Origin of the sequence: Qipengyuania sp. (assembly GCF_965277845.1) — a bacterium.
In the GTDB taxonomy this organism is placed as follows: domain Bacteria; phylum Pseudomonadota; class Alphaproteobacteria; order Sphingomonadales; family Sphingomonadaceae; genus Qipengyuania.
In genome coordinates, this window is record NZ_OZ255844.1 from 158,086 (window position 1) to 170,884 (window position 12,799).

13 protein-coding genes are annotated in these 12,799 nt (G+C 66.1%); 10 read left to right on the forward strand and 3 right to left on the reverse strand.

The annotated features are described in order from the left end of the window. Nucleotides 1–12: 12 nt before the first annotated feature. Nucleotides 13–1,227 (forward strand): FAD-dependent monooxygenase, encoded by a 1,215-nt coding sequence (locus tag ACQY4G_RS00820; protein ID WP_421992358.1) that lies wholly within the window; start codon nucleotides 13–15, stop codon nucleotides 1,225–1,227. Here ACQY4G_RS00820 and ACQY4G_RS00825 read toward each other — a convergent pair. From ACQY4G_RS00825 to hemC, 3 genes are read right to left on the reverse strand one after another with little or no spacing between them, the layout of a single operon-like run. Continuing rightward, nucleotides 1,224–2,111 carry a hypothetical protein gene (locus ACQY4G_RS00825; protein ID WP_421992360.1) on the reverse strand — a complete coding sequence of 296 codons (888 nt, stop codon included), beginning with the start codon at nucleotides 2,109–2,111 and terminating at the stop codon, nucleotides 1,224–1,226. The two genes, ACQY4G_RS00820 and ACQY4G_RS00825, sit on opposite strands and share 4 nt — an antisense overlap. A gap of 49 nt (nucleotides 2,112–2,160) precedes the next feature. Further along, nucleotides 2,161–2,850 (reverse strand): uroporphyrinogen-III synthase, encoded by a 690-nt coding sequence (locus ACQY4G_RS00830; protein ID WP_421992362.1) that lies wholly within the window; start codon nucleotides 2,848–2,850, stop codon nucleotides 2,161–2,163. Beyond that, nucleotides 2,847–3,776 carry a hydroxymethylbilane synthase gene (gene hemC, locus ACQY4G_RS00835; RefSeq protein WP_421992364.1) on the reverse strand — a complete coding sequence of 310 codons (930 nt, stop codon included), beginning with the start codon at nucleotides 3,774–3,776 and terminating at the stop codon, nucleotides 2,847–2,849. Before hemC ends, ACQY4G_RS00830 begins: the two co-directional genes overlap by 4 nt. 44 nt (nucleotides 3,777–3,820) lie before the next feature. Between hemC and tsaD the strand changes: the two genes are divergently transcribed. The 9 genes from tsaD (at nucleotide 3,821) to ACQY4G_RS00880 (ending at nucleotide 12,640) form a co-directional block, all read left to right on the forward strand. Continuing rightward, nucleotides 3,821–4,849 (forward strand): tRNA (adenosine(37)-N6)-threonylcarbamoyltransferase complex transferase subunit TsaD, encoded by a 1,029-nt coding sequence (gene tsaD, locus ACQY4G_RS00840; protein ID WP_421992366.1) that lies wholly within the window; start codon nucleotides 3,821–3,823, stop codon nucleotides 4,847–4,849. Beyond that, nucleotides 4,846–5,838, forward strand: coding sequence for an NAD(P)H-dependent glycerol-3-phosphate dehydrogenase (locus ACQY4G_RS00845; RefSeq protein ID WP_421992368.1), 993 nt, complete (start codon nucleotides 4,846–4,848; stop codon nucleotides 5,836–5,838). The genes tsaD and ACQY4G_RS00845 overlap by 4 nt, the downstream gene beginning before the upstream one ends. Next, a complete protein-coding gene (locus ACQY4G_RS00850) occupies nucleotides 5,835–7,337 on the forward strand; it encodes a lipopolysaccharide biosynthesis protein (protein ID WP_421992370.1) in 1,503 nt (500 codons plus the stop codon). The genes ACQY4G_RS00845 and ACQY4G_RS00850 overlap by 4 nt, the downstream gene beginning before the upstream one ends. Before the next feature lie 89 nt (nucleotides 7,338–7,426). After that, nucleotides 7,427–9,118, forward strand: a complete 1,692-nt coding sequence (locus ACQY4G_RS00855; RefSeq protein WP_421992372.1) for a vWA domain-containing protein — start codon at nucleotides 7,427–7,429, stop codon at nucleotides 9,116–9,118. A gap of 42 nt (nucleotides 9,119–9,160) precedes the next feature. Then, nucleotides 9,161–9,901 carry an OmpA family protein gene (locus ACQY4G_RS00860; protein ID WP_421992374.1) on the forward strand — a complete coding sequence of 247 codons (741 nt, stop codon included), beginning with the start codon at nucleotides 9,161–9,163 and terminating at the stop codon, nucleotides 9,899–9,901. A gap of 109 nt (nucleotides 9,902–10,010) precedes the next feature. Beyond that, the gene (locus ACQY4G_RS00865; RefSeq protein ID WP_421992376.1) at nucleotides 10,011–10,487 is read left to right on the forward strand and encodes a hypothetical protein; all 477 of its coding nucleotides are present in this window, start codon (nucleotides 10,011–10,013) and stop codon (nucleotides 10,485–10,487) included. Nucleotides 10,488–10,551: 64 nt separating this feature from the next. Next, entirely contained in the window at nucleotides 10,552–10,914 is a 363-nt protein-coding gene (locus ACQY4G_RS00870; RefSeq protein WP_067694414.1) for a response regulator, read from the forward strand. Between the two features lie 79 nt (nucleotides 10,915–10,993). After that, a complete protein-coding gene (locus tag ACQY4G_RS00875) occupies nucleotides 10,994–11,380 on the forward strand; it encodes a four-helix bundle copper-binding protein (RefSeq protein WP_067694410.1) in 387 nt (128 codons plus the stop codon). A gap of 75 nt (nucleotides 11,381–11,455) precedes the next feature. Next, nucleotides 11,456–12,640, forward strand: a complete 1,185-nt coding sequence (locus ACQY4G_RS00880) for an acyl-CoA dehydrogenase (RefSeq protein ID WP_291180707.1) — start codon at nucleotides 11,456–11,458, stop codon at nucleotides 12,638–12,640. Nucleotides 12,641–12,799 lie beyond the last annotated feature (159 nt).

Consider the following 12,799-nt stretch of genomic DNA (forward strand, 5'->3'; position numbering starts at 1 on the left):
GGGACACACCCTATGACAGACAAGCGAGACCTGCTGATCCTGGGCGGCGGCCTGGTGGGCATGACACTGGCACTGGCCGCAGCGAAAAAGGGGCTCACCAGCCACCTCGTCGACCGTGCCGATCCGGCCAGCCTGACGGCAGAGGGCTTCGACGGCCGCGCCTCGGCAATCTCGACCGCCAGCTGGCGTCTGTTCCGGCATATTGGGCTCGAGGACTCGCTGGAGCCATATGGCTGCGACATCGCCGCGATCGCGGTGCTCGATCAGATGAAGGCCGGCCGGCTCGATTTCCGGCCCGAACCGCACGAAGGCACGCTGGGACGCATGTTCGCCAACCGTCAGCTGCGCCTCGCGCTGCACGAGGCGGCAGCGAAGGAGCCGCTGATCGCATGGCATGCTCCGGTCGATGTCGTGTCGCGTGAGCGCGGCGAATTCGGTGTATCGGCAACGCTCGCCGATGGCCGCGTCCTCGAAGCCGCATTGATGGTCGGCGCGGAAGGGCGCGGATCGCCCAGTCGCGAGGAAGCGGGCCTGAAAATGGCGAACTGGGATTACAGCCATCGCGCGATGATCGTGGGGCTCGACCACACGAAGCCGCACGAGAACGTGGCGTGGGAAATCTTCTATCCTGACGGGCCCTTCGCGCTGCTGCCCATGCTCGACGGCCCCGACGGCCAGCATCGCAGCGCACTGGTCTGGACGGTGGACGAGAAGGATGCCGCAGGCGTTCTCAAACTGTCCGATCGCGCCTTCCTCGCCGAGGTATACAAGCGCATGGGTGACCTTCTCGGCGAACTCACCATCAACAGCGCGCGCTCGTCCTATCCGCTGAGTTTCCAGCACACGGCGAAGATCGTCGAGCACCGCCTGGCGCTGGTCGGCGACAGTGCGCATGGCATGCACCCGATCGCGGGCCAGGGCCTCAATCTCGGCCTGCGCGATGTCGGCGCGCTGGTCGAGGTGCTCGACGAGGCGGTCCGGCTCGGCCTCGACCTCGGCGATGCGCAGGTTCTGAAAAAGTACGAAGAGTGGCGCGCGCTGGACTCGCTCATGGTGATGGGCGCAACCGACAGCCTGACGCGGATATTCGGCATTCCGGGCAAGGCGGCAAGCGCCGTGCGCCGGCTGGGCATGGCCGGCATTCAGCGCAGTGGCTGGCTCAAGCGCTTCTTCATGGACGAGGCACGCGGCATCTCGGGCGAACTGCCCGAACTGCTCAAGGCTTAGGTCTCTTCGGCGGGGCTCGGCTGCTCGATCCGGTTGCCCGCGCCGTCGCGCAGGCGCCGCGGCTCGAGCACGGCTGCGGTCTCGATCAGATCGAGCGCGCGCTGCGCGGCGGCATAGCGTTCCGCATCGCGCAGCCAGCCTTCGGCCTGATCGGCGCCCGGCAGGTTGCGCACCTCGGCGATCGCCGAATTCGTCCGCCCGCTTTCGAGAAACAGCCGCGCGCGGTCGAGCCTGCGCTCGGGTTGCGGCGAAGGCGCGCTCTCTCGGCGAACGACGAACAGCTGCGCCAATTCCTCGCTGAACCGGTCGAATCCGGTCCGGTCGCTCGGCGCGGCCAGCCGGGGCGAGAGACCTTCCAGCCGCGCGATCAGCTGGTCGAGCGTGATCGGATCGCGGCTGGTACGAATGATCGTATCGACCGCATTGGGCAGCGTATCGCCGAAACGCAGGCGCAACTGGTCGGCAAGATAACCGAGTTCGGCCCCCTTCTCGAGCGCGCGGCGCGTGGCGAAGGCGATCAGCAGGCCCTCGGCGCGCGCGGCGTTGCCGGCAGCGGCCTGCGCTTGCAGGTCGAGCCGCGCGAGACGCTGTTCGGCAGCGGCCAATCGCTGGTCGATACCCCCTTGTTGCTGTTCGACGCGTTCGACCGCCTCTTGTGCCTCCTGGCTGGCGGTGGCGCTGGGTGTGGGCGTAGGTTCCGCGGTCGGGCTGGAGAGAGCCTGCGGACCTTGCGCGGGTGAAGCGGAAACGGGCTGATCTCGGTCGGCCATCGAATAGACCACGTACCCGGCAATCGCACCACCGAGCAGGAAGCTGGCAAGCACGGCGATAAGGACCGGCCTTGTCGAAGGCCCCTTGCGCCTGGTGCTCATAAAATCGTCCATCGAATACCGTTCCGCGACCCTGGGGCCGGTTCTCAAGGGCCCTTCCATATCATTGAGCGTCGGTCTGGCACAAAGCCTGCGCCAAGGCCAGTAGCTCGCTGTCGCCGGGCGCCGGGGCAATGTGGACGGAGCGCCAGTCCTCCCCGGCCAATTCGGCAACGCGCGGCCCGATGGCGGCGAGATCGACAAGCGCGCGATCGAGGCCGTGACGGTCGAATTCGACCTTCAGCCGCTCGGCCGCGGCACCCGAATGCAACGCTACGACCCCGCCCGTAACGAGCAGCTCGCGATCTTCCTCGCCCAGCTGCTCGGGCACGGCACGGTAAACCGTCCGGGTTTCGACCTTGATCGTGTCGGGCAGGCGCAGCGTCACGCGATCGGCCCCGGCAAGGCGGAGTAGCCGCAGCTCACGTTCGCCGAGTTCGTCGAGCAGGTTCTGCAGTCCCCCGCGCCCGGTCCGGCCGACGAGAAAGCCCGCCCTGCGCGCCGCGTCGCCAGTCGCCTCCCCCACAGCATGTACGGGAAGCTTGGTCAGCTTTTCCAGTTGCTTGCCGCCATGGCGAAAGACGTTCGCGCTGCCGACCAGCAGGCCGTCGAAATCCTCGGGCGAAGGCGCATCCCATTCGACCGCTTCGATTGCGAAGAGCGGTGCTCCATGCACTTCGAGCCCCATGTCGCGGGCGGTTTGCGCGCTGACCGACCAGCCCGGCTCGGGTCGGAACAGGAACAGCGGCTTCACGGCCGCTCGCCGAAATGCCGCGTGACCTCTTTCGGTGCCTGCCCAAGCAACCGGCGAGCGAGCTCGAGCGGAGCCTTGTCGTCATCGGCCGCGAATTCGATTTCGTCCGCTATTCGCACATTGCCATCCGGGCTGAAGATCGCCGCGGATAGCGTAATTTTTCCGCTGCGAATGTGCGACAGCGCGGCAATGGGGCTGCTGCACGATCCGCCCAATCCCTCGAGCAGGCGGCGTTCGGCGGCAATCTCGGCATGGCTTTGCGCGTGGTCGATGACGCGCAGAAGATCGCGCACCCGCGTATCGTCGCTGCGGGATTCGATGCCGATTGCAGCCTGCGCGGGCGCGGGCAGCCATTCCTGCGGGTCGAGCCGGGCGCCCACCGCATCCTCGCCCAGTCGGTCGAGCCCGGCGGCGGCGAGGAAGGTCGCATCGGCCTCGCCCGCCTCAAGCTTGGCCATCCGGGTGGCGACATTGCCGCGAATGCCGACCACGGTCAGGTCTGGCCGCAGGTGGAGCAGCTGCGCCGCGCGCCGCGGCGCGCTGGTGCCGACCCGCGCGCCTTGGGGAATATCCGTAATGGAGCCAGCCCCGAGCAGGCGATCGGCCTTGTCCGCACGTGGCAGGATGGCGGCAATGGCGAGCGCATCGGGCCGGATCGTCTCGACATCCTTCATCGAATGGACCGCCGCATCGATCCGCCCCTCGATGAGCCAGTGATCGAGTTCGCGCGTCCACAACGCCTTGCCGCCGATCTCGGCCAGCGGGCGATCCTGCACCTTGTCGCCGCTCGCCACCACCGGGACCAGTTCGACCGCCGATTCGTCCCAGCCATGCGCCGCGCACAGCCGCCTGCGCGTTTCATAGGCCTGCGCCATGGCAAGCGGGGACCGGCGGGTTCCGAGGCGGAGAATGGGCTGATCGGGCATAGGTCGGCTTGCCCTAGCGAGCCATGCCGCTAAGGGGAAGCGGGATGGCACAGGTTCTCGGCATCGAAAGTTCCTGCGACGAAACCGCGGTTGCGCTGGTGGATAGCGAGCGGAGGATCTTGGCGCAGCGCATCGCCTCGCAGGATGCGGAACACGCACCCTATGGCGGCGTGGTGCCCGAAATCGCCGCACGCGCGCATGCCGAACGGCTCGCCCCGATGATCGAGGGCGTTCTGGAAGATGCGGGTATCGCGCTGGCAGATTGCGATGCCATCGCCGCGACTGCCGGACCGGGCCTGATCGGCGGTGTCATGGTCGGTCTGGTCAGTGCCAAGGCGCTGGCGATGGCGAGCGATACGCCGCTGATAGCGATCAACCACCTCGAAGGTCATGCGCTGAGTCCGCGCCTCGCCGACGCAACGATCGGCTTTCCCTATGCCCTGCTGCTGGTTTCGGGCGGCCATTGCCAGATCCTGAAGGTCGATGGCGTGGGCGAGTATCGCCGCCTCGCCACCACGATCGACGATGCGCTGGGCGAGGCTTTCGACAAGACCGCCAAGATCCTCGGTCTCGGCTTTCCGGGCGGGCCTGCGGTCGAGCGCGCGGCGCTGGAAGGCGATGCGGATGCGGTCCCCCTCCCCCGCCCGATGGTCGGCAGCGGCGAGCCGCATTTTTCGTTCGCCGGTCTGAAGAGCGCGGTCCTGCGCGCCCACGAAAGCGGGCAGTATGCGGTCGCCGATATTGCTGCAAGCTTCCAGCAGGCCGCAGTCGATTGTGTAACCGACCGGTTGCGTATCGCGATCGAAGGCATGGACGATGTCGACACGCTGGTGGTCGCGGGCGGGGTCGCCGCCAACGCAACGGTGCGCCGCGCGCTCGAGCGGCTTGCCGCCGACCACGACATGCGCTTCGCTGCACCGCCGCCCAAGCTGTGCACGGACAATGCCGCGATGATCGCATGGGCGGGGATCGAAAGACTGGGACAGGACGACCCGCTCGATATCTCGGCGCGGCCACGCTGGCCGCTCGACCCCGAGGCCGAACCGGTTCGCGGCGCTGGAGTGAAGGCATGAACAGCGTAGGCGTTCTCGGAGCGGGTGCCTGGGGCACGGCGCTGGCCCAGATGCTCGCCAGCGACGGGCGCGATGTGCTCATCTGGGCGCGTGAGGAGGAATTGGTCGAGGAGATCAATTCCGCGCACACCAATTCGCTTTTCCTGCCCTCTGCCAAGCTCGCCGAAACGATCCGCGCGACCGGCGAGCTTGACGAAATGGCGAGGCTCGACACCTTGCTGGTGGTCACGCCCGCCCAGCACATGGGCAGCGTGCTCGATTCGATGCCGTCGCATCCGCGAGACCTCGTGCTCTGCTCGAAGGGTATCGAGGCCGGCACCGGGCAGTTGATGAATCACGTGGCCAAGCGCGCCGCGCCCGGCAGCGCCATCGCGGTCCTGTCCGGCCCGACCTTCGCACATGAGGTCGCGGCCGGCCTGCCCACCGCAGTTACGCTCGCCTGCGACGACGGCGAGGCGCAGTGGGATCGCCTTTCACCGGTCATCGCGCGGCAGGCCTTCCGGCCCTATTATTCGGACGATGTGGTCGGGGCCGAAATCGGCGGGTCGGTCAAGAACGTCCTCGCGATCGCCTGCGGCGTGGTCGACGGGATCGGCCTGGGCCAGAACGCGCGTGCCGCGCTGATCGCGCGCGGCTATGCCGAGATGCTGCGCTTCGGCGAGGCACTGGGCGCGCGTGCCGAAACGCTGGCGGGCCTGTGCGGGCTGGGCGATCTGGTGCTCACCTGCTCCTCCACCTCGAGCCGCAATTTCTCGCTCGGCAAGGCGCTGGGCGAAGGGCAGAAGGCCGCGGAGCTGATGGCCGAGCGCAAGACGGTGGCGGAAGGCGCCCACACGGCGCCGGTCCTGGTCGAACTGGCTGCGCGGCACGCGGTCGCGATGCCGATCGTGACGGCGGTTTACGGCCTGCTCAAGGGCGATGAACCGCGAAAGGTGGTCTCTGACCTGCTCTCGCGCCCGTTGCGTGCCGAACAGGGCAACGCCGAGTGACAGCGGAAAAACCCGATGCGGATCTCTCCGCCCTGGCAAAGGGCGGGCGGCAGAACTTCTTCGGGTTCCTGCTGCGCCTCCTCGCGCGGCTTCCGTTTCTGTTCATCGCGGGTCGTCTCTACGGCCCCGATGCGCTGGGCCGCTTCGCCTCGGCGCTGGTCGTCGTCGAGCTGGTCGCGCTGGTCTGCGCGATGGGCGAAAAGCGCGGCCTGGCGCAGCGACTTGCCGAAGGCGAGGACAGCCATCCGGCAAACCTCGTCTATGACGGGATGCTTCTCGCGCTGCTGTTCTCCGGCCTCGCCGCCACTTTTTTCTGGTTCGTCCCCGCGCCGCTTTTTCCAAGCGGCGAATATACCGAGCTCGATCGGTTCATCGTGCTGGCCATTCCCGCCTATGCGCTGACCGAAATCGTCCTCGCCGCGCAGGCCTACAAATACGATATCGCCACCACCGTCCGCGCCCGAGCCGTGGTCGAACCGTGGACGATCTCGATCATGGCCGGCGTGTTCTATTTCGTGCCCGCGCTCAGCGAATCGGGCCTGGCAATGGCCTATCTGGCCTCGATCTATGCCGGTCTCGCCACCGGGTTATGGTCCTTCTTTCGGAGCTATGGCCCACCGAGGGGATGGCGCCCGCATCCGGTCTATATGGGCAAGATGACAGTGCGCGCGTTGCCGCTGGCAACCGCCGATGCGATCGAATGGGGCACGCGGCGCGTCGATATCTTCATCCTCGGCCTGTTCGCCGCGCCCGCGGCCGTCGGCGTCTATTACATCGCCCAGCAGGTCGCGAGCCTGCCCCAGAAGCTAAAGACCAGCTTCGAGCCGATCCTCGGCCCCGTCATCACCAAGAACCTCAAGACGAAGAACTACGAGGCGATCGCCAAGCAGATCTGCCAGGTCGGATTCTGGATCGTCGCGATGCAGGCCGGCATTGCACTCGCGCTGGGCGTGCCGGGCGAGGCGGTGATGGGCCTCGTCGGCCCGGAATTCGTCGGCGGGACGGGCGCGCTCGCCTTCCTGCTGATCGCCGAAGTCGTCGCCGCGACGGCGGTCGTGTCCGAAGCGGTGCTGGTCTATGTCGCGCGGGTCCGCAATCTGTGGATCTCGATCGGCACGATCGCTCTGCAGGCCGCGCTGACCGTAGTGCTGATCGAAGCGATGGTCCGCGGCGGCTATGGCGAACCGTTCAAGGCCGCCGCCGCCGCTATCGCGCTGATGCTGGCGCTGGGTACCGCGAGCCTCGTGAAAGCCGTGATGTTGTCGAAAATCCTCGGCCACACGATCAACACCTTCCGCTGGCCGCTGCTGTGGGCGGTGGCACCCGCCGTGCTGGTCGGCTGGCTGGCGACGCAATTGCCCGAATGGGCCGAGCTGATCATCGGCGTCCCCGCGATCCTGGCGGTCTATGGGTTCATCATCTGGACTCGCGGTTTCGGGCCGGAAGACCGCGTGCTGTTCAGGCGCAATCTCGACAAGGACGAACCCAAGCGGATCTGATCCGATCGTTTCACGCCGCACAGGTTCAGTGAGCATTCACCCCGCAGTGATCTAACTCCATATCGCTGAAATATCGGGGAGGACTGCCGATGCGTTTCGCCAAATTCGCCGCCGCCTGCGCCGCCGCTGCACTGATCGCCGGATGCGCCTCTCAACAGGGAGGCGGCGAGATCGTCCTGACCGGTTCCAAGGCCGAGACTTCGGACAGCAGGCGTGCGCCACCGCCTCCACCTCCACCGCCACCCCCTCCGCCGGGCATGGCCGCGCCCGCCCCGCTGGTATTGACCGGTTCGCGCGTCGCGGCGGAAACGGCTGCATCGCCAGCAGGGACTGCCGCAGCGGACAGCAGCTATCGGTATTTCCCGCCGGTCTTCGTTCCCGCACCGCCCAGCCGCGATCAATATGACGGCGAGGAAGTGTCTCCGGTCAAGCTGGTCGCCAACGAGCCGGTTTCGACTTTCTCCGTCGATGTCGACACCGGCGCCTATACCAATGCGCGCCGCTTCATTTCGGAAGGCCGGTTGCCGCCCCAGGCGGCGGTGCGGACCGAGGAATTCGTCAATTACTTTCGCTACGATTACGAGCGTCCCGATACGCCGGCACAGCCCTTCACGGTCAACACCGATGTAGCGGTTACCCCGTGGAACGCCAATTCGCGGCTCGTGCGCATCGGCCTTGCGGGCTATGAAATGCCCGAACAGGAGCGCCCGCCGGCCAATCTTGTCTTCCTGCTCGACGTTTCCGGCTCGATGGCAAGCCGCGACAAGCTACCGCTGGTCAAAACCGCAATGCGCCAGCTTGCCGGTCAGCTGACCGAAAGGGATCGCGTCTCGATCGTCGTCTATGCCGGTGCGGCGGGTCTCGTGCTCGAGCCGACCAATGACGAGCGCAAGATCAAGGACTCGCTCGACCAGCTGAACGCGGGTGGTTCCACCGCGGGCGGCGCGGGCATCGAGCTCGCCTATCGCGTGGCCGAAGCGAGCCGGATCGAGGGCGGCGTCAACCGCGTGATCCTGGCGACCGACGGCGATTTCAACGTCGGCACCTCGGACCGCGAGTCGCTGGTGGAGCTGATCGAAAAGAAGCGCGAGACCGGCGTCACCCTGTCGGTGCTCGGCTTTGGGCGCGGCAATCTCAACGATGCGATGATGGAACAGGTCGCCAATAACGGGAACGGCAATTATTCCTACATCGACAGCGCGCTGGAGGCGCGCAAGGTCCTCGGCGACGAAATGGGCGCGACGCTCTTCACCATCGCCAAGGATGTGAAGATCCAGGTCGAATTCAATCCCGCCGTGATCAGCCAGTACCGCCTCGTGGGGTACGAAAACCGGATATTGCGCGAGGAAGACTTCGACAATGACGCCATCGATGCCGGGGATATCGGCGCGGGCCACCAGGTAACCGCGATCTATGAAGTCGTGCCGGTCGGCGAGCGAGGCTGGATCCCGGCGCGTCGCTATGAGGATACGCCCGACACGCGGGCGCGCGAGCTGGCGGCCGAGGCAGCCTATGTCAAGCTGCGCTACAAGCTGCCCGACGGCGAGACCTCGCGGCTGACGACCTACACGCTGCCGACTTGGGCGCTGAATACGACCCGCGCGCCCGGCGGCGATTTCGCCTTTGCCAGTGCAGTGGCCGCTTTCGGGCAAAAGCTGCGCGGCGATGCGATGCTATCGGACTATTCCTATCCGCAAATCGCCGCTCTCGCGGGTACGCAGCGCGATTTCTGGCGGCAGGAATTCCTTCAGCTGGTGAAGACCGCGCAAACCCTCGAATAGCCCGCTTGGCAGGCGGGTCGGCACGCGGCTAAGAGCCATGCCATGCCGATCCGCCCTTCCCTCGCCATAATCGCCGGCATCCTCGTCACCGGTGCCAGCGCCTATTTGTTGGCCGAGCCAATGGCACCGGACTTCATCGCCGGGCTGGAGGAACAATCGGCCAAGGCGATTGCCGAGGCTGGCGGAACCGGCGTCACGGCCCGATTCGCCAGCGCCAGCGGCAAACCCTCGCGTCATCCGCTGTTGAGCGGCGGGGAGGGGCTCGACGAGGCGACGCGCGCCAAGGTCGCCCGCGCGGTCTACAACGTTCCGGGCGTCGGCGGCGTGGTTTGGAGCGACGGAACGGTGCGCGCCGAAAGCGACGAGCCGACCTTCCAGCCGCTGCATTGCCAGGAAGACGTCGAGGGCCTGCTGCGCACCCGCTCGATCCGTTTCGAGGAAGCGAGCAGTGCGATCCTGCCTGCCAGCCGCGTATTGCTGGACGAAGTGGCGGATGCGCTGCGGCCCTGCCTCGGCTCGATCATCGCGATCACCGGCCACACGGACCAGTCCGGCACAGAGCCGGGCAATCTGGCGCTCAGCATGGAGCGCGCGCGTGCGGTGCGCGAGGCACTGGTCCGGCGCGGCATTCCGCGCGACGGCCTGCGCGCCAGCGGAGTCGGCTCGAGCCAGCCGGTCGAAGGCCTCGCGCCGACCGATCCCGCCAACCGGCGTATCGAATTCTCGGTCATCCGCACCGAACCGCTCCGCCCCACCCCCGTCGATACGCCGGGAGCGCGCTGACATGTCTCTGTGGTTCGAACTCGCCGCGCTGATGATCGTCGCCTATGGGGCGGGGATCGGCATCGGCTGGGCGCTTTGGGGCCGTCACGACAAGCACAAGGAATAATCGATGAGCGAATTGATCCAGACCTACTGGCCCATGATCGTCGCGGCGCTGGTGCTCGGCGTGGCCGTAGCATGGTTCGTCTTCAGCACCTCGCGCAAGACGCGCGTGACCGGCACCAGCCGCGACGTGCTCGACGAAGGCGCCGCCCCGGCCGAGCGCAACAAGGCGCTGATCGACAGCGCGCCCGCCGCCACGCCGATGCAGCCCGCCGGCGGAGCGGCCGCGACGCCCGATGCCACTGGCGACGACCTCACCCGGATCAAGGGCCTCGGCCCCAAGCTGGCCGCCACACTACGCGACATGGGCGTGACCGGTTTCGCCCAGATCGCCGCCTGGGACGATGCCGAGATCGACCGGATCGACGCTCGGCTCGGTCGCTTCCAGGGCCGCATCCGGCGCGACGACTGGGTCGGCCAGGCGAAGCTGCTGGCGCAGGGCGAGGACGCCGGTTTCGCTCAGCGCTACGGCAAATTGTCGTAGAATCAGGAACCATCCCCCTCATGCGGTATTCAACTACTTGGGTCGGCATGAGAGGAGAAGCTGCATGGGTCAGCGATTGCGGGTGCTCGTCGCCGAAGATGAGATGATTATCGGATACGATCTTTGCGACACGGTCGCGGAAGCGGGTTATACGGTCGAAGGGCCCTATGACGATCTGTCGTCCGCCATGCTTGCCTATCAAAAAGCCAAGCCCGATATCGCCATTCTCGACGTCAAGCTGGGCGACGGCATCGTCTACCCGCTCGCCGAGCAGATGATGGCAGAGAACGTCTCCGTCATTTTCCATTCGGGTCAGCTGACTCCAGAGGAAGTGGCCGTACGCTTCCCGCAGGCGCAGGCCCTGTCCAAGCCCTGCCCCCCGGCAGCGGTGATCGACTCGATCCAGCGCGCCGCAGCGCACGCTTGATCGCATAGCCCGGGGCGCATCCGGAACATCGCCACATTCCGATCCATTCCTTGGGCGAGTACCAAGGAAAGGATTGCCAATGTCGCTTCAGAAAATGGTCGCCGCACACCCGCAGGTCGATAACGAAACCGAAGAGTTGGTGCTCGCCGCCAGGCACGCCATGCTGTGTTCGCTGTTCTGCACGAGCTGCGCCGATGCCTGCGTGGCCGAAGACATGGATATGGCGCAGTGCATCCGCAATTGCCTCGATTGCGCAGATGTCTGCGCCGCCACCGCACGTCTGGCGACGCGCCGCACCGCGCAGAATATCGAGGTCCTGCGCGCGCAGCTCGAGACCTGCATCACCGCCTGCGAAACCTGTGCCGCTGAATGCGAGAAGCACGACGATCCGCATTGCACGCTCTGCGCGAAAATGTGCCGCGAATGCGCGGAAGACTGCCGCAAGGCATTGCCGCTGGTTAAGTGAGCTCCGCGCGCCGTCCAGCCCCTTGCCCCGCGCCCGCAAGCCTGCCATCGGCTGGATCGTAACAAAGGAGACAACATGGCCGGAATGGTTCCGTTCGCCTGGGACGATCCCTTCAACCTCGACGACCAGCTGACCGAGGACGAGCGGATGATCCGCGACGCCGCGCATGCCTTTGCGCAAGGCGAGCTGCAGCCGCGCGTGATCGAGAACTTCTCGAAAGAAGTCGACGATCCCGAACTCTTCCCCATGATGGGCGAAGCCGGTCTGCTGGGTGCGACCGTGCCTGAGGAATATGGCGGCGCAGGCGCAAGCTATGTCGCCTATGGCCTGATCGCACGCGAGATCGAGCGGGTCGATTCAGGCTATCGCTCGATGGCCAGCGTTCAGTCGAGCCTCGTGATGTATCCGATCCATGCCTATGGATCCGAAGAGCAGCGCAAGAAGTACCTGCCCGGCCTTGCCAGCGGCCAGCTGATCGGCTGCTTCGGCCTGACCGAACCCGATGCCGGCAGCGATCCCGCGGGCATGAAGACGGTCGCGAAGAAGGTCGATGGCGGATATGTAATCTCAGGCTCGAAGACCTGGATCTCGAACTCACCCTTCGCCGACGTCTTCGTCGTGTGGGCCAAGAGCGAAGCGCATGGCGGCGGCATTCGCGGTTTCGTGCTCGAAAAGGGCATGAAGGGGCTTTCCGCCCCCAAGATCGAAGGCAAGCTGAGCCTGCGCGCCTCGACCACCGGTATGATCGTGATGGACGAGGTCGAGCTTGGCGAGGATGCGCTGTTGCCGGATGTGCAGGGCCTCAAGGGTCCGTTCGGCTGTCTCAACCGGGCGCGTTACGGCATCAGCTGGGGCGCGATGGGCGCGGCCGAATTCTGCATGCACGCCGCGCGGCAATACGGCCTCGACCGGCACCAGTTCGGCGTTCCGCTGGCCTCGAAGCAGCTCTACCAGCTCAAACTCGCCGACATGATGACCGACATTGCGCTCGGCCTGCAATCGAGCCTGCGCGTCGGCCGCCTGATGGACGAAGGCAAGTTTGCCCCCGAAATGATTTCGATCGTCAAGCGCAACAATGTCGGCAAGGCGCTGGATATCGCGCGCAAGGCCCGCGACATGCACGGCGGCAACGGGATCTCGGAAGAATACCAGGTGATCCGCCACATGGTGAACCTCGAGACGGTCAACACCTACGAGGGCACGCACGACGTCCACGCGCTTATCCTCGGCCGCGCGGTGACCGGGATCGCCGCGTTCTGATGGCGATCGCGTCGCCGATACTGTCCTACATGGCGGCCGTATGCCACAGCCGTGTCATGCCGTTCGATTTCACCCTTTTTGCGCATTTTGTCGCCGGAAACGCACCCCGCGCGGGGCAGGGATCTTTTTTGCGATTGGACGGTGTAACAGGCGGTCCAT